Genomic DNA, 16,430 nt, shown 5'->3' with positions numbered 1-16,430 from the left:
GCCATCTCTTCTCTCGACCTGGTCGACGCCGGGAGCGGGGGCCACCGGGAGGGCGGCCCCCGCCTCCTTCAGAGCGCTACTGCTGCTGTGACAGGCGCTTGTTGAACTCGCTCTCGACCTGCTTGGCGGCTTCGGCCGGGGACTTACCGTTCAGGACGGCGGTCATGTAGGTCTTGATCGGGTTGGGGGCGTTCTCGACGGCGGCCCACTCCGGGATCAGCGGCGTGGTGCCACCGCCCGCGGCGGCAGGCGCGGCGGCCTCGGCGGCGGCGTTGCCCGTCAGGTTGGTCTGCAGCGACTCCTTGTTCGGGATGACGCCGTTGAGCTTGGCCAGCTCGCCCTCGTACTGGTCGGACAAGGCGATCTTCAGGAACTCGTTGGCGAGCGCCTGCTTCTTGCTGCCCGCGGCGACGGCGAGGTTGGAGCCGCCGAGGAAGACGCCCTCGGGCTTGTCGGCCGTGGCACCGGGGATGGTGAAGTAGCCGATCTCCTTCTCGATCGCCGGGTTGGCCTGGATGGCGGTGCCGGCTTCCCAGCCCATGCCGATGATCGCGCCGACGTTGCCCTTGGCGAAGACCTCGCCCTGCTGCGGAGTGGCCTCGTCCTTGTCCTTGGGCGCCTTGGACAGCGCCTGGAACTTCTTGTACGTCTCCATGGCGGCGGCGACCTTCGGGTCGGCGAGGTTGGAGACGTACTTGTCGCCGTCCTTCTTGACCAGCTCGGCGCCCTCGCCGACCGTCAGGCCGACGAAGTGGTACCAGTTCTGGCCGGGCAGGTAGATCGGCTCGTTCTTGGTCTTGTCGCCGATCTGCTTGAGGTCGGCGTAGAACTCGTCGCGCGTCTTCGGGAGGTCCTTGATGCCGGCGTCGGCCCAGACCTTCTTGTTGTAGATGACGACGCGGTTGGCGAAGTACCAGGGCGCCGCGTACTGCTTGCCGTCGAAGACGGAGGAGTTGTTGAGGGACTGCGTCCAGTCGGCGCCGATGGAGCTCTTCAGGTCCGCGAGGTCGGCCAGGCCGCCGGTCTTGGCGTAGGCCGGGGTCTGGGTGTTGCCGATCTCGAAGACGTCCGGCGGGTTCTCCTCCGACAGTGCGGTCGTCAGCTTCTGCTGGATGCCGTTCCACTGCTGGATCTCGAACTTGACCTTCGCCTGGGTCTTCTTCTCGAAGGCGGCGGTGACGTCCTTCTGCCACTGGTCCGGCGAGGAGCCGTCCATGACCCACACGGTGAGCGTCTGGCCCTTGTAACCGTCCGCCCCGGCCTTGCTGTCACCGCCGTCGTCGCTGCCCCCGCACGCCGCGATGGAGACCATCATGCCCGCGATACCGATCGCGGCTGTCAGCTTGCGCTTCACGCCACCCTCCTCAGGGATGCCCTCAAACCCCCCACGGTCCCTGCGGTGACCGTTGTGGTGGGTACCGCCCAGCGGGGCCGGGACTGGACCAATGGTGTAGACCAGTAGGGGGGAGCTTGGCCCAGACCAATAGGGCTGTCAAGGGTGTTCGAGGGGGCCCGAGTCGTCCGTTACGGGACCGCGATATGCAGGGACTTTTCATTTCGCAAGCGACCAGAACGGGCTGCCCTGTTCGCGTGTACCGCGACCGCCGGCCCGGCGCGCTGGACTAGACCAACATGGGCCCCGACGGTATACAGAGGGGATCACGGAACGTGCGAGGTCATCCGCAGGGGACACCCACACACGAAGCCGTGCCACGATGTGAGCCGCGGCCGACGGGTATGTCGGTCGCTTCGGCACCCGGAGCCGGGAAGGCAGAGCATGAGCACCGACGTCAGCAGTGCGGAGAACGAGGGTGGGGCGACCGTCCGTACCGCGCGTGTGCCCAAGTACTACCGCCTGAAGAAGCACCTGCTGGACATGACGGAGACGCAGGCGCCCGGCACGCCGGTCCCGCCCGAGCGGACCCTGGCGGCCGAGTTCGACACCTCGCGCACCACCGTCCGCCAGGCGCTCCAGGAACTCGTCGTCGAGGGCCGCCTCGAACGCATCCAGGGCAAGGGCACCTTCGTCGCCAAGCCGAAGGTCTCGCAGACGCTCCAACTCACCTCGTACACCGAGGACATGCGCGCCCAGGGCCTCGAGCCCACCTCGCAGCTCCTGGACATCGGCTACATCACCGCCGACGACACCCTCGCCGACCTCCTCGACATCACCGCCGGTGGCCGCGTCCTGCGCATCGAGCGCCTGCGCATGGCCAACGGCGAGCCGATGGCGATCGAGACCACCCACCTGTCGGCGAAGCGCTTCCCGGCGCTGCGCAGGTCCCTGGTGAAGTACACGTCCCTGTACACCGCCCTCGCCGAGGTCTACGACGTCCACCTCGCGGAGGCCGAGGAGACCATCGAGACCTCGCTGGCCACCCCGCGCGAGGCGGGCCTGCTCGGCACCGACGTGGGCCTGCCCATGCTGATGCTGTCCCGGCACTCGCTGGACAAGAACGGCCAGCCGGTGGAGTGGGTGCGGTCGGTGTACCGGGGGGACCGCTACAAGTTCGTGGCCCGGCTGAAGCGCCCGCAGGACTGACCGACTTGGCGCACGCGGTGTAGCACAACCGCCGCGCCTGCTCTCCCGGCGGGACTTCGAGCAGATACGGACGGACCGACAGGAACGGGACCCCCGACAGGGGTTCCGCTGCTGCTGATGACGCCTCCGACGCCCGCCGTGTGCCCGATATACGGACGAGGGGTTCCGTTTCTGCGACACCGTGACCTAGATTGCCTGCGCGTTAACGGTGATCAGTGAGGGGACGGACCCGCCAGATGTCAAATACACCAGAAGTGGACAGAGGGCCATTGGTGACGCCTGTCCGCGTCGTCATCGCCCTCTGCCTCGTCGCGCCCTTCGTGGCGATGCTGTGGGTCGGTTCGTTCGCGAAGACGGATCCGACACTCATCGGCATCCCGTTCTTCTACTGGTACCAGATGCTGTGGGTGCTCATCTCCACGGCGCTGACGATGACCGCGTACCAGCTGTGGCAGCGTGACCAGCGCGCCCGCGCCTCCCAGAAGGGTGGTGCGTCGAAGTGAAGGACGGAGTCAACGGCGTCGCGCTCGGCGTCTTCATCTTCTTCTTCGTGGCCGTCACGGTCGTGGGCTTCCTGGCCGCGCGCTGGCGCAGGGCCGAGAACGAGCACAGCCTCGACGAATGGGGCCTGGGCGGACGGTCGTTCGGCACCTGGATCACCTGGTTCCTGCTCGGCGGCGACCTGTACACGGCGTACACCTTCGTGGCGGTCCCGGCGGCGATCTACGCGGCGGGCGCGGCGGGCTTCTTCGCGGTGCCCTACACGATCCTGATCTACCCGCTGATCTTCACGTTCCTGCCGCGCCTGTGGTCGGTCTCGCACAAGCACGGGTACGTGACGACATCGGACTTCGTGCGCGGCCGCTTCGGCTCGAAGAGCCTGTCGCTGGCCGTCGCCGTGACCGGCATCCTCGCGACGATGCCGTACATCGCGCTCCAGCTCGTCGGCATCCAGGCGGTGCTGGACGTGATGGGCGTGGGCGGCGGCGAGAACACGAACTGGTTCGTGAAGGACCTCCCCCTCCTGATCGCCTTCGGCGTGCTGGCGGCGTACACGTACTCGTCGGGTCTGCGCGCCCCCGCCCTGATCGCGTTCGTGAAGGACGCGCTGATCTACATCGTCATCGCGGTGGCGATCATCTACATCCCGATCAAGCTCGGCGGCTTCGACGACATCTTCGCCAAGGCGGGTGAGGCGTTCAGCCAGACGAACCCGGCGACGGGCAAGCCGCGCGGCGCGGTGGTTCCCGGCGAGGCGAGCCAGTGGACCTACGCCACGCTGGCGCTGGGCTCCGCGCTGGCCCTCTTCATGTACCCGCACTCGATCACCGCGACGCTGTCCTCGAAGAGCCGTGACGTGATCCGCCGCAACACCACGATCCTGCCGCTGTACTCGTTGATGCTGGGCCTGCTGGCCCTGCTCGGCTTCATGGCGATCGCGGCGGGTGTGAAGGTGCAGAACGGCCAGCTGGCCATCCCGCAGCTGTTCGAGGACATGTTCCCGGACTGGTTCGCGGGCGTGGCCTTCGCGGCGATCGGCATCGGAGCGCTCGTCCCGGCGGCCATCATGTCCATCGCGGCCGCGAATCTCTTCACCCGCAACATCTACAAGGACTTCATCAAGCCGGACGCGACGCCGGAGCAGGAGACGAAGATCTCCAAGCTGGTCTCGCTCCTGGTGAAGGTGGGTGCTCTGGTCTTCGTCCTGACCATGGACAAGACGGTCGCGATCAACTTCCAGCTGCTGGGCGGCATCTGGATCCTGCAGACCTTCCCGGCCCTGGTCGGCGGCCTGTTCACCCGCTGGTTCCACCGCTGGGCGCTGCTCGCGGGCTGGGCGGTCGGCATGGTCTACGGCACGCTCGCCGCGTACGGTGTCGCCTCCCCCACGCAGAAGCACTTCGGCGGCTCGTCGAAGGAGATCCCGGGCATCGGCGAGATCGGCTACATCGGCCTGACGGCGTTCGTCCTGAACGTCGTCGTCACGGTGGTCCTCACCTTCGTCCTGAAGGCCGTGAAGGCTCCGGAGGGCATCGACGAGACGTCCCCGGCGGACTACACGGCGGACGCGGGCGACCCCGGCGTCCAGGTGGAACTGCCGCCGGCGACTGCGGGAGCAGCCCACTAGCAGACACGAGCATCAGCCAGGTACGAGCATCAGCGGGCCGTCGGAGAAAATCCGGCGGCCCGTTGTCGTACCCGTCCGGCACAATCGGCCTCATGGACATCTCGATCAGGCAGGCGAACCCCGCGGAATACACGGTGCTCGGCGAGATCACCGCCCAGGCCTACCTCCATGACGGTCTCCTCGAGTTCGGCGAGAGCGACGAGTACCTCGGCGAGCTGCGGGACGTCGGCAAGCGGGCGGCCGCCGCCGAGGTGCTGGTCGCCGTGGCGCACGACCGCGTCCTGGGCGGCGTGACCTTCGTCCCGTCCGGCGGGTCCATGGCCGACATAGCCGACTCCGGTGAGGCCGAGATCCGGATGCTCGCCGTCGACCGCGCGGCCCGCGGCCGGGGTGCCGGTGAGGCCCTCGTCCGCGCCTGCCTCGACCGCGCCCGAGCCGTCGAAGGCTGCGTGCGCGTGGTCCTGTCGACTCAGCGCACCATGCACTCCGCCCACAGGATCTACGAGCGGCTCGGCTTCACCCGCAGCCCCGAGCGCGACTGGAACCCGATTCCGCAGCTCGCCGACATCACTCTCCTCACCTACGAGTTGACGCTCTGACGCCGACCCGACACAACATCTGGGGGTGACGCCGCAGCCCGGCACAAGATGTATGCTCATGCTCGCTGTCGCCGCAGGGGAATCCGGTGCGAATCCGGAACTGTCCCGCAACGGTGTACTTGTGCATATCTGTGTACAGGAGTCAGTCCGAGGACCTGCCGACAGCGCGCCCGGCCGTCCGGTCCGGGTGCCCTGACGTCCGGGCCTCGTGGAATGGGCCGGTGGACGCGACGCCCCGTGCGCTCGTGTGCTGCCCCTGCCCTCCGCAAGGCCCCGTGCCGAGCGAGGGAGAGCCCCACGTGACCATCGCGCCAGCCGATCCGGTTTCAGCCACCCCGGCGATGGAGCCCGACGGTCCCGGTGCCGCGCTGCTGCGGACCCTGACCGAGCTGACCGCAGACCTCCCCGACGCCGACCCCGGCCGGGTCGCCGCCGCCGCGCTGCGCGGCCGGTCCGCGCGGGCGGACGAGACGGAGCTGCGCGAGCTGGCCACGGAGGCGGCCGCGGGGCTCATCTCCGACGATCCGGCCTACTCCAGGCTGGCCGCCCGGCTGCTGACCATCAGCATCGCCGCCGAAGCCGCCTCGCAGGGCGTGACGACATTCACCGAGTCCGTCGCCGTCGGACATCGGGAAGGACTCATCGCCGACCGTACGGCGGAGTTCGTGCGCATTCACGCCGACCGTCTCGACGCACTCGTCGACGCCACCGCCGACGACCGCTTCGGCTACTTCGGCCTGCGCACCCTGCACAGCCGCTATCTGCTCCGGCACCCGATCACCCGTCGCGCGATCGAGACGCCCCAGCACTTCATGCTGCGCGTCGCGAGCGGCCTGGCCGAGAACACTGCGCTCGATTCAGAAGCAGGCGCACGCGCGCTGGACGAAGTCGCCGCGCTCTACGGCCTCATGAGCCGCCTCGACTACCTCCCCTCCTCCCCCACGCTCTTCAACTCCGGCACGCGGCACCCCCAGATGTCGTCCTGCTACCTCCTCGACTCCCCGCTGGACGAGCTGGACTCCATCTACGACCGCTACCACCAGGTCGCCCGCCTCTCCAAGCACGCCGGCGGCATCGGCCTTTCGTACTCCCGGATCCGTTCCCGCGGTTCGCTGATCCGCGGCACGAACGGGCACTCCAACGGCATCGTCCCGTTCCTCAAGACCCTCGACGCCTCGGTCGCCGCGGTGAACCAGGGCGGCCGGCGCAAGGGCGCGGCCGCGGTCTACCTGGAGACCTGGCACTCCGACATCGAGGAGTTCCTGGAGCTGCGCGACAACACGGGTGAGGACGCCCGCCGTACGCACAACCTCAACCTCGCGCACTGGATCCCGGACGAGTTCATGCGCCGCGTGAACGCCGACGCCCAGTGGTCCCTCTTCTCCCCCGCCGACGTACCCGAGCTGGTCGACCTGTGGGGCGACGAGTTCGACGCGGCCTACCGCAGGGCGGAGGCGGCGGGACTGGCGAAGAAGACGATCGCCGCCCGCGACCTGTACGGCCGCATGATGCGCACCCTCGCGCAGACCGGCAACGGCTGGATGACCTTCAAGGACGCCGCGAACCGCACCGCCAACCAGACGGCCGAGCCGGGCCACGTCGTCCACTCCTCCAACCTCTGCACGGAGATCCTGGAGGTCACGGACGACGGGGAGACGGCGGTCTGCAACCTGGGCTCGGTCAACCTCGGCGCCTTCGTCGTCGACGGCGACATCGACTGGGAGCGGCTGGACGAGACCGTCCGCACCGCCGTCACCTTCCTCGACCGCGTGGTCGACATCAACTTCTACCCGACCGAGCAGGCGGGCCGCTCGAACGCCAAGTGGCGTCCGATCGGCCTGGGCGCGATGGGTCTGCAGGACGTCTTCTTCAAGCTGCGCCTGCCCTTCGACTCCCCGGCGGCCAAGCAGCTCTCCACCCGTATCGCCGAGCGCATCATGCTCGCCGCGTACGAGGCCTCCGCCGACCTGGCCGAGCGCAACGGCCCGCTGCCGGCCTGGGAGAAGACCCGTACCGCCCGGGGTGTCCTGCACCCCGACCACTACGACGTCGAGCTCACCTGGCCGGAGCGCTGGGCGGCCCTGCGCGAACGTGTCGCCGCCACCGGGATGCGCAACTCGCTCCTCCTCGCGATCGCGCCCACCGCCACCATCGCGTCCATCGCGGGCGTGTACGAGTGCATCGAGCCGCAGGTGTCCAACCTGTTCAAGCGCGAGACGCTGTCCGGCGAGTTCCTCCAGGTCAACTCGTACCTGGTGGACGAGCTGAAGAAGCTCGGCGTGTGGGACGCGCAGACCCGCGAGGCGCTGCGCGACTCGAACGGTTCGGTGCAGGGCTTCACCTGGGTCCCGCAGGACGTCCGCGATCTGTACCGCACGGCGTGGGAGATCCCGCAGCGCGGTCTGATCGACATGGCCGCCGCCCGGACCCCGTTCCTGGACCAGGCCCAGTCCCTGAACCTGTTCCTGGAGACGCCGACCATCGGCAAGCTCTCCTCGATGTACGCGTACGCCTGGAAGTCGGGCCTGAAGACGACGTACTACCTGCGCTCCCGCCCGGCGACCCGCATCGCCCGCGCGGCCCAGGCGCAAGCCACCATCCCCGTCCAGCAGGCGGCCGACCCCGACGCCGTCGCCTGCTCCCTTGAGAACCCCGAGTCCTGCGAGGCCTGCCAGTAATGAGCTCCACCCGTAACCAGAACCTCCTCGACCCGGGCTTCGAGCTGACCCTGCGCCCCATGCGCTACCCCGACTTCTACGAGCGCTACCGGGACGCCATCAAGAACACCTGGACTGTGGAGGAGGTGGACCTCCACTCGGATGTGGCAGATCTCGCGAAACTGTCACAGGGCGAGCAGCACATGATCGGCCGGCTGGTCGCGTTCTTCGCGACGGGCGACTCGATCGTCGCGAACAACCTCGTGCTGACGCTGTACAAGCACATCAACTCCCCCGAGGCGCGGCTGTACCTGAGCCGCCAGCTGTTCGAGGAGGCCGTCCACGTCCAGTTCTACCTGACGCTCCTGGACACCTACCTCCCCGACCCGGACGACCGCGCGGCCGCCTTCGCCGCCGTGGAGAACATCCCCTCCATCCGCGAGAAGGCCGAGTTCTGCTTCAAGTGGATCAACGAGGTCGAGAAGCTGGACCGCCTGGAGACCCAGGCCGACCGCCGCCGCTTCCTCCTCAACCTCATCTGCTTCGCCGCGTGCATCGAGGGCCTGTTCTTCTACGGCGCCTTCGCGTACGTCTACTGGTTCCGCAGCCGAGGTCTGCTGCACGGCCTGGCCACCGGCACCAACTGGGTGTTCCGCGACGAGACGATGCACATGAGCTTCGCCTTCGAGGTCGTCGACACCGTCCGCAAGGAGGAGCCGGAGCTGTTCGACGACCAGCTCCAGCAGCAGGTGACCGACATGCTGCGCGAGGCCGTCGAGGCCGAGCTGCAGTTCGGGCGCGACCTGTGCGGTGACGGTCTGCCGGGCATGAACACCGAGTCGATGCGGCAGTACCTGGAGTGCGTCGCCGACCAGCGCCTCCAGCGGCTCGGCTTCGCCCCGGTCTACGGCTCCGAGAACCCCTTCTCCTTCATGGAGTTGCAGGGCGTCCAGGAGCTGACCAACTTCTTCGAGCGGCGCCCGTCGGCGTACCAGGTCGCGGTGGAGGGCACCGTCGACCTGGACGAGGACTTCTGATCCCGTCCGGTCTCTCGGGACTCCTGGGCCTCCCTGATCTGTCGGTCGATGCGCCGGTCGCGCACGATGCCGATCAGTGAGGGGAGGGCCGGGAGGACCAGGATCCCGAGGACAGCAACCATTTCGACCAGGGCTTACCGGCGGACGTTCAGGGGCCCGGAGGCCGCCTGAACGTCGCCACCGTCACCTCTCCAGCGGCCTCAGCAGCAGTTTGTGCGGGCGCAGCGTGATGCCCACCCGGGTCGTGTCGTTCGAACCGGTCACCTGCTCGAAGCGGTACTTCGTCGCCACCGCCGCCGTGATCAGGCTCAGCTGCGCCATCGAGAAGTGGTCACTGGGGCACTTGCGATTGCCCACGCTGAACGGGCTCATGGCGTGCTTCGGTACGTCCTTGACCCGCTCGGGCAGCCAGCGGTCGGGGTCGAACTCCAGGTTGTGCGCGTAGGAACGCGCGTCGCGCTGGATCGCGTACGGGCTGTACACGATGTCCGCACCGGCCGGAATGCGATAGCCACCGAGTTCGGTGTCGGTCACCGCCCTCCGCGTCAATATCCATACGGCGGGGCGCAAACGCATAGCCTCGACGACGACATTGTTGGTGTGCGTGAGCTTGCGGACGTCCTCGAATCCGACGGGCCGGCCCCCGGTCACGGATTCGACCTCCGCCCGTACCTTGTCGGCGTGTTCGGGGTGTTCGGTGAGTGCCTGAAGCAACCACATGATCGTGGAGGCGACGGTTTCGCTGCCGGGGGTGAGTATCGCGACGACCTGGTCGTGGATCTCCTGTTCCCCGATGGGGTCGCCATTCTCGTCCTTCGCTTCCAGCAATGCCGTCAGCAAATCGTCAGGCCTTTGACCGGATGCCCGGCGCTCGGCCACGATCTCGTCGACGAGGAGATGCAAATCGGCCAGTGCGCGGTTGAATTCGCGGTTGGCCGGAAGCGGCAGCCGGTAGAGCGGTCCGAGCGGGACCACCATCCTGCGGTACATACCGCGGAAGACGGTGGCGAGCGCGACGCACAGCCGCTCGGCCCGCTCGTCCATGAAGTCTCCGCGCAGCAGACAGCGGGCGGCGATCCGCACGGCGACCCGGAAGGACTCGGAGGTGCAGTCGACGGTCTCGCCGGGCTGCCAGCGCTCGGTCAGCGCATGCGCCTCCTCCTCCATGATCGGCCCGTACGCGGGGATCGCGTCGAGGCGGAAGGCTGGCTGGATGGTGCGCCGCTGCCGCCGGTGCGTCGGGCCGTTGGCGGTGGCGACGCCCTCCTTGCCGAGCAAGCCTTCCAGCGACTCCCACAGCGGGCCGTCGATCTTGTAGTCGGGGCTGAGGGCCAGCGCGCCGGTGAGGGCGGGGGCGGTGACGGCGTAGACCGTCTTCGGGCCCAGTTTCAGGCGTACGACGTCGCCGTGGTCGCGCAGTCGCGACATGAACGCCAGCGGGTCGCGGACCAGCTTCCAGCCGTGGCCCAGGAGCGGTACACCGCCTCCCGCGAGTGGCGGCTCACGCAGCTCCGGCACCTGGAGTCCCGCGGGCTTCACAGAATCGACGGTCATTTCTCACCTGCCGCTTCGTTGTTGACGTACGGGGGCGTGGACCGGTCGTCCCAGCTGTCGACCATGTAACGGCCGGACTCGTGATGGAACCAGTAGACGGAACTGAACCAGTTCCGCATGTTTCCGAGGCAGGCCCGTACGGCGACACTCAGTTCTTTTCCCCGCACCGTGTCGTCGGCGAGTTCGTCGGCGAACCGTAAGGCGTCCCGTTCGGCGGCCAGGAATTCTGATATGCATTCCTCGATGCGCCGCCGGAGTTCCTCCACTGCCTCTTCGAGAGTCAGTCCCTCATGGGTGACGAGACTGATTCCGAGATTGTGCACCTCGTCGCCCGCGATTTCCTTCGGAAGCGAGCAGAGGTCGTTGTACCAGGCGGCGAATTCCTGACTCAGCAGCGCCGCCCGCCGATATGCCGGGTGTTTCCGCACGGCGTCCGGGAGTTCGCATCCCGCGCTCGGCTCCAGCAGGTCCGTCCATATCCAGTGCGCGAAGGTGAGGCGACGCAGCGCGAGATACCCCTCGACCGTGGGGACGATCCCCTGGGTGCGGTTGCGGAATTCCCGGTCGTACGCCTCGATCACCTCGTGGAAGTGCCGGGCGAACCGCGCGTTCCAGGTGCCGGGCAGGAACGAGTACAGCCGTCGCACACTGTCCGCGAGCCCCGCGACCAGGGGATCCCCGTGGTGCAGATGGTCCTCGGGGGAGTCCAGGGCCGCATGCAACCGGAACCTCAGCCGCCGCCAGTCGGCCGACCGGCCGTGGACGATGTCGCGGTCGTGGCGGTCGTCCCAGACGAAGAACCACGCGCTGTAGTCGGCTATGGCCTGCAGGACCTCGTCGGGGGCGCCGATGTAGTACCCCGCCATGAGGTCGGTGTAGCACAGGCCATCGGCATATTCCGCCACCTTGTCCGCCGGCATGAGCCGTTTTTCCAGCAGCCAGGTGCGCGTCTTCTCCTGAAGCTTTGGCCAATACTCGTGGAGTTTCCGGGGAAATGCGGCCTCGATCACCCGGAGAGAGAGCGAGGGTGGAACCGCGATCACTGTCGATGTGGTGCCGTACGTGGTGCTGTATGGGAAAGCAGGCACGAACTACCCCTCTCAGCCGCCGGTCAGCGCAACACCCCTCCCGTCGTGCCGGGCGTGCGCCGTTGCGTATCCCCGCACTTCCCATTCAGCACCACGACTGACCGTTCTGGGAATGGATTTGCTTCATTCGCTACCCCAACGTGCTGAGAATCCCCCTTGCGTGACTGGTTATGGATCACTACATGCGCGTATGGGATCGAACGTGCGACGGACAGACGAACGACGCCTGGTCAGGAAAGAACCTGACCAGGCGTCCCCGGAGTCGTTCTCCGGCTCAGTCGTTGGCGACCACCGGGTAGCGGGGCTCGTTCTCAGCCATCTGCCGCAGCGCGTCCTTGCGGTCGCGCTTGGAGAGACGGTCGATGTAGAGGTAGCCGTACAGGTGGTCGGTCTCGTGCTGCAAACACCGGGCAAAGTAGCCGGTACCGCGCACCTTGACGGGGTTGCCCTTCTCGTCCTGCCCGGTCACCTCGGCGTAGTCCGGGCGGGCGAGCGGCATGTACGCGGTCGGCACCGACAGGCAGCCCTCGTTGCTGTCGTCCAGGCGGCGCCTGTCCGCGGGCAGCTCGACGACCTTCGGGTTGCACACGACGCCGACGTGCCGGACGCCCTCGTCGTCGGGGCAGTCGTAGACGAAGACCTTCAGGTCGACGCCGATCTGGTTCGCGGCCAGGCCCACGCCCTCGGCGGTGCGCTGGCTGGCGAACATGTCCGCGACCAGTTGCTGGAGCTCGTCGCCGAAGTCGGTGACGTCCTTGCACTCCTTGTGCAGCACCGGGTTGCCGACGACCGTGATCGGCCGCGAGGTGCCGCGCTCGCGCCAGGCGGCCTCGCGCTCCTCCGCCTCCTCGGTGTCGATGACGAAGCCCTCGTCGTCCACGGGGAGCACGCCCGCGTGCTGCTGATCGGTGTCCTGCTGCGCCATGACCGACGTACGCCTTCCTGCAAGCCTGAGATTTCTGCGAGTACAGCCTAAAGGGGACGCCCGGTGAGGGACGGCTCAGCAGACCTCTTCGAGGTCCCGCCAGTCCCGCGAGTCCGGGCTGTCCGCCACCCAGCCGTCCAGCAGCCCCCTCACCAGTGAGGCCGGCGCGGCCACCCCGCACTCCCGCTCGGGCATCCACAGCTGCCCGTCGGTGCGGTGGCCGAGCGGCCCGGGGTGCCCGGGTTCGCTGTGGTCGTGCGGGTCGAGGTGCACACCGTCGCCCTCGTCGGACGGCATCCGCGACTCCGAGCACATCCGGCACAGCAGCCGTACGGAGGACGACCAGTCCTCGGCGGCGAAACCGGCGTCGGCGGCGAGCCGCTCCAGCGCGTCCCGGTCGGCCTCGGTGGCGGCCTCCAGCAGGACCACCCAGGTGGGCACGGGCGACGGCGCCCACAGTTCGATCTCGTCGAACACCGGATAGGAGTGCCCGGCCGACGTGGTCCGCTCCCCGTGCGGCACCCCGTCGTGCAGCACGACCTCGCCCCAGCGTCGCCCGGACGACGGCAGCGGAATGGACAGCACCTCGATCCGGGCGGGGTCGAGCCTGCGCCCCCACACGACCTCGGCCTCGCCCTCGGGCGACAGCCGTACGGCCGCGCTGCCGAGGTCCATGCCGACGGGCTCCCCGGACGCCGTGGCGCCCCCGGGCACGTGCAGCCCGTAGGCCTGCCAGGCCCGGCGCGCCAGCGGCCAGTCCTGCAGGGCGGTGGCAGCGATGCCGACGTTCCACCAGTCGGGGGCTCCGGTCTCCCGGTCGAGCAGGGCGACGGCCCTGAGCCCGGCCGTGCGGGCCTGTTCCCAGTCGTGCCGGAACTTGTGCAGCAGAGCGAGGTTGAACCAGGACTCGGACAGCCAGGGCTCCAGATCCGCGGCCCGCGTCAGCAGCGCGCCCGCGTCCTCGTACCGGCCGTCGCCGATCAGTGTGAACGCCCGATCGGTGGCCTGCCGCCAGGAGGCGGAGGGCCGGTGCCGTCCCTTTCCGAAGATCCTCACGATTCCCGCCTGCCAGTTCCAGTTCCGTGGAGTGGGCTGGGCTGGCTTGTGCCCCCGGACACCCTCTCCCTCGCATCCAACCACGTAGGGCTGGAGAGGCGCTCATTACCCATGGGTTACCCCACCAAGGGCAAGGTCAGACAGTCCCGTGACAGGACCCGCGCCAGCGCCTCCACGACCTCGGGCGCGTACTCTCCGGCCGTCCCCAGCCGCAGTTCCTCCAGCGCCGTCAGGGGCCCGCCGGGCCCGGCGTCGCGCGCCTTCTCCTCGTACGCGTTCACGGCCCGCACGATCCGCGCCGCCACCGGCTGCTCCCGGTAGGGGTCGGCCTGCCGCTCCACCACCACGGCGACGGCCCCGTCGACCCCCGTCTGCCGTACGACGGCCCCGCCGAGCAGCGCGATCCGCCGCTGCTGGGCGGCGGGCAGCACGGCGGTGGCGCCCGCCGGCACCGGGTCCACGAGGCTCAGCTGCCCGATGTCGTGCATGAGCGCCGCGTACTCCAGTACGTTCAGTTCGGGCTCCGACAGTCCCATGTCCCGCCCGACGGCCCGACTGAGCGCGGCGACGCGGCGCGCGTGCCCGGCGGGGGTGCAGCCGGCCGTCTCGGTGGCCCGGGCGAGCGAGGCGATGGTCTGCCGGTAGGTGGCGCGCACGGCCGCGTACCTACGCAGGGACACCTGGGTGAGCAGCAGGGGCAGACAGAAGACGGGCAGTGCCCACAGCCCCACCACGGCGACCGCGAGCGCCATCACCGCCCCCGTCGCGCACACGGCCGACCCGATCCCGAGCAGCGCCCGCAACTCGTCCCGCAGCAGCGGCCCGAACGGCCACCCCGTCCGGGAGCGGGCCAGGGCGGCCGCGAGCACGGCGTCGCACAGCGCGGTGAGCGCGAGCAGCGCGACCAGCAGCAGCGCGTAGGCGTGCCCGGGCCAGCCGTCGAACACGCCCTTGCCGTAGAGGGGTTGGAAGCACACGGCGGCGAACCCGACGGTGAGCACCCGCCGCGCCGGCTGGTCGAGCGCCGGCCCCTGCCCGCGCGCGATGTGCGGCACGCTGCCGAGCAGGGAGGCGGCGAGCACCACGGCGACGATCTGCGCGACGCCCGTGGGGGTACCCCCTGTTCGAGCGGAGTCGAGAGCCTGGGGGAGCGTCGGGTGCCCCCCGTTCTCACCGAGCAGGGCGTACGACAGCGCTCCCGCGGTGGCGAGGGGCGCGGCCTCCCTGCCCTCCGGCCCGCTCCACCGGGTCAGCTCACCGACGGCGACGAGGACCCCGAAGGCGAGGGCGGCTCCGCGGTCGTCGATGCCGGTCCAGAGGGTGACGGCGAGGCAGAGGGCGGCGAGGGTGAGGGCGGAGGCGTGGATGAGGGGGAGCGCCACCGGACGGTGGCGCAGGGTCATCGGTGTGCTCCTGGCCGACTGGAAACGGGGGGAGGCGGAGCGGGTGGGTGGACACGAGGGGACCGGCCCTCGTCCGCTGTGACCGACGGATGCCACCCGTACCGCCCGAGCGCCCGCACCAACGCCGTGACCATCAACGGGTCGAACTGAGCCCCCGCACACCGCTCGAGCTCCTCCAACGCCGCCGGCACCGGCCGTGCCCTCCGGTAGGACCGCGTGGATGTCATCGCGTCGAACGCGTCGGCGACCGCGACGACCCGAGCGAAGTCCGGGATCTGGCTTCCGACCAGTCCGTACGGATACCCGCTCCCGTCCAACCGCTCATGGTGATGCAGGATCGCCGACCGGGCCTCCCCGAGAAAACCGATGCCCCGCACGATTTCGTGCCCGTACTCGGGATGCAGCTCGATCACCCGCCGCTCCTCGGGAGTCAGCGGCCCGTCCTTGCGCAGGAGCCGCGTGGGGACGCCCAGCTTCCCCACGTCGTGCAGGATCCCGGCGAACCGGAGCACCTCGACCCGCTCGTCGTCCATGCCCAGCTCACGCGCGATCATCACGGACGCCTGTCCGACCCGCTCACTGTGTCCGCGGGTGTACTCGTCCTTGATGTCGACGGCCTGCACCAGCGCACGAATGGTCGCCTGGTGGGCGGCCCGTTCTTGGTGGTACTGCGCGAACACCCACCACGACACGCACATCGGCAGCAGCACGAGCAGCGCGGCGACAGGCCCGTACGGACTGCGCCACAGCACGGCCATCATCAGCCCGGCGAGCCCGTGCACGGCGGCCGGCACCAGTGACCGGAGGAACAGTCCGCGCCAGGCCCGCCGCACCGGCACGCGTTCGGCCAGCACGAGGATCCCGCCGTCCAGCACGGCCGGCACGAGCCAGAACGTCAGCACGGCCGCCCCGGCCGGCAGCAGTACGTGGGGAAAAGCGGACGCCGCCACCGCCTCCCGCCCGCCGAGCGCCCCGTGCACCCGGGCCGCGGCCCACACACCGAGCATCAGCTCGGCGGCACGCCACACCCGGCGCAGCAGGACAGGCCGGTCGGCCCGGGAGAGCAGCGCCCCCGGCAGCGCGACGAGCGCCGCGACCGGCGGGGGCAGCAGGAAGGCCCCGGCCAGCAGCACGGGGCGGAACGTTCCGGCGAAGCGGCGCGCGGCGACCCGCTCACCACCGGCGTACAGGGCTGCGAGCAGGACGACGGCCCACCAGGGGGTGCGGGCGGACGGCGGCGGGCCCAGACACAGCACCGCACCGAGGACGGCGCAGGCTACGACGTACGCACGTGCCCGCGCCGGTACCGCCGTCTCCATGACGTCCGCTCCTCCCCCGGCCACGACCGTGCCTGTACAGGCTCCGGAGCGTAGAGCGGCCGGGGATGAATCCACGGGCGTATGAGCCGCGGATTAGCCCGTTCGGATGACGGCAGCCGATC

General features: G+C 69.2%; 13 protein-coding genes and 1 riboswitch. Of the genes, 6 read left to right on the top strand and 7 right to left on the bottom strand.

The genetic code is table 11. The features are described from left to right. Positions 1-76: 76 nt before the first annotated feature. Positions 77-1,354 (bottom strand): extracellular solute-binding protein, encoded by a 1,278-nt coding sequence (locus tag ABT114_RS22480; RefSeq protein WP_351144608.1) that lies wholly within the window; start codon positions 1,352-1,354, stop codon positions 77-79. A gap of 423 nt (positions 1,355-1,777) precedes the next feature. Between ABT114_RS22480 and ABT114_RS22475 the strand changes: the two genes are divergently transcribed. From ABT114_RS22475 to ABT114_RS22450, 6 genes are all read left to right on the top strand, one after another. Then, entirely contained in the window at positions 1,778-2,542 is a 765-nt protein-coding gene (locus tag ABT114_RS22475; protein ID WP_351144607.1) for a GntR family transcriptional regulator, read from the top strand. Between the two features lie 236 nt (positions 2,543-2,778). Then, positions 2,779-3,045, top strand: coding sequence for a DUF3311 domain-containing protein (locus ABT114_RS22470; RefSeq protein ID WP_351144606.1), 267 nt, complete (start codon positions 2,779-2,781; stop codon positions 3,043-3,045). After that, positions 3,042-4,670 (top strand): monocarboxylate uptake permease MctP, encoded by a 1,629-nt coding sequence (mctP, locus tag ABT114_RS22465; protein ID WP_351144605.1) that lies wholly within the window; start codon positions 3,042-3,044, stop codon positions 4,668-4,670. Before ABT114_RS22470 ends, mctP begins: the two co-directional genes overlap by 4 nt. A gap of 92 nt (positions 4,671-4,762) precedes the next feature. Next, a complete protein-coding gene (locus tag ABT114_RS22460; RefSeq protein WP_351144604.1) occupies positions 4,763-5,269 on the top strand; it encodes a GNAT family N-acetyltransferase in 507 nt (168 codons plus the stop codon). A 52-nt stretch (positions 5,270-5,321) separates the two neighbouring features. After that, positions 5,322-5,446: riboswitch (cobalamin riboswitch) on the top strand. Between the two features lie 122 nt (positions 5,447-5,568). After that, positions 5,569-7,947, top strand: a complete 2,379-nt coding sequence (locus ABT114_RS22455; protein ID WP_351144603.1) for a ribonucleoside-diphosphate reductase subunit alpha — start codon at positions 5,569-5,571, stop codon at positions 7,945-7,947. Further along, positions 7,947-8,963, top strand: a complete 1,017-nt coding sequence (locus tag ABT114_RS22450) for a ribonucleotide-diphosphate reductase subunit beta (RefSeq protein ID WP_351144602.1) — start codon at positions 7,947-7,949, stop codon at positions 8,961-8,963. Before ABT114_RS22455 ends, ABT114_RS22450 begins: the two co-directional genes overlap by 1 nt. Before the next feature lie 183 nt (positions 8,964-9,146). On the opposite strand, the gene ABT114_RS22440 is transcribed toward ABT114_RS22450, so the two are convergent. From ABT114_RS22440 to ABT114_RS22415, 6 genes are all read right to left on the bottom strand, one after another. Further along, positions 9,147-10,517: a bifunctional albaflavenone monooxygenase/terpene synthase gene (locus ABT114_RS22440; RefSeq protein WP_351144601.1), complete on the bottom strand. Its 1,371-nt coding sequence runs from the start codon at positions 10,515-10,517 to the stop codon at positions 9,147-9,149. Next, positions 10,514-11,605 (bottom strand): epi-isozizaene synthase, encoded by a 1,092-nt coding sequence (cyc1, locus tag ABT114_RS22435; protein WP_351144600.1) that lies wholly within the window; start codon positions 11,603-11,605, stop codon positions 10,514-10,516. Before cyc1 ends, ABT114_RS22440 begins: the two co-directional genes overlap by 4 nt. A 274-nt stretch (positions 11,606-11,879) precedes the next feature. Further along, the gene (gene def / locus ABT114_RS22430; protein WP_351144599.1) at positions 11,880-12,530 is read right to left on the bottom strand and encodes a peptide deformylase; all 651 of its coding nucleotides are present in this window, start codon (positions 12,528-12,530) and stop codon (positions 11,880-11,882) included. A 75-nt stretch (positions 12,531-12,605) separates the two neighbouring features. After that, complete coding sequence (locus tag ABT114_RS22425) at positions 12,606-13,586, bottom strand: tetratricopeptide repeat protein (RefSeq protein ID WP_351144598.1); 981 nt, start codon at positions 13,584-13,586, stop codon at positions 12,606-12,608. A gap of 116 nt (positions 13,587-13,702) precedes the next feature. After that, positions 13,703-14,989: an HD-GYP domain-containing protein gene (locus ABT114_RS22420; protein ID WP_351144597.1), complete on the bottom strand. Its 1,287-nt coding sequence runs from the start codon at positions 14,987-14,989 to the stop codon at positions 13,703-13,705. Further along, the gene (locus ABT114_RS22415; protein ID WP_351144596.1) at positions 14,986-16,308 is read right to left on the bottom strand and encodes an HD-GYP domain-containing protein; all 1,323 of its coding nucleotides are present in this window, start codon (positions 16,306-16,308) and stop codon (positions 14,986-14,988) included. The genes ABT114_RS22420 and ABT114_RS22415 overlap by 4 nt, the downstream gene beginning before the upstream one ends. Positions 16,309-16,430: the final 122 nt, after the last annotated feature.

It is taken from the genome of Streptomyces sp. NPDC002088 (assembly GCF_040296605.1).
Lineage (GTDB): Bacteria > Actinomycetota > Actinomycetes > Streptomycetales > Streptomycetaceae > Streptomyces.
The sequence above is the reverse complement of the archived record's forward strand: the minus strand, read 5'-3'. Positions and strand labels throughout refer to the sequence as shown.

Excerpts from the sequence above, each read along its gene's own strand:
- ABT114_RS22475 (WP_351144607.1), top strand. The coding sequence starts at position 1,778 with ATGAGCACCGACGTCAGCAGTGCGGAGAACGAGGGTGGGGCGACCGTC.
- ABT114_RS22415 (WP_351144596.1), bottom strand. The coding sequence starts at position 16,308 with ATGGAGACGGCGGTACCGGCGCGGGCACGTGCGTACGTCGTAGCCTGC.
- ABT114_RS22420 (WP_351144597.1), bottom strand. The coding sequence starts at position 14,989 with ATGACCCTGCGCCACCGTCCGGTGGCGCTCCCCCTCATCCACGCCTCC.
- def (WP_351144599.1), bottom strand. The coding sequence starts at position 12,530 with ATGGCGCAGCAGGACACCGATCAGCAGCACGCGGGCGTGCTCCCCGTG.
- ABT114_RS22470 (WP_351144606.1), top strand. The coding sequence starts at position 2,779 with ATGTCAAATACACCAGAAGTGGACAGAGGGCCATTGGTGACGCCTGTC.
- ABT114_RS22460 (WP_351144604.1), top strand. The coding sequence starts at position 4,763 with ATGGACATCTCGATCAGGCAGGCGAACCCCGCGGAATACACGGTGCTC.
- ABT114_RS22440 (WP_351144601.1), bottom strand. The coding sequence starts at position 10,517 with ATGACCGTCGATTCTGTGAAGCCCGCGGGACTCCAGGTGCCGGAGCTG.
- ABT114_RS22450 (WP_351144602.1), top strand. The coding sequence starts at position 7,947 with ATGAGCTCCACCCGTAACCAGAACCTCCTCGACCCGGGCTTCGAGCTG.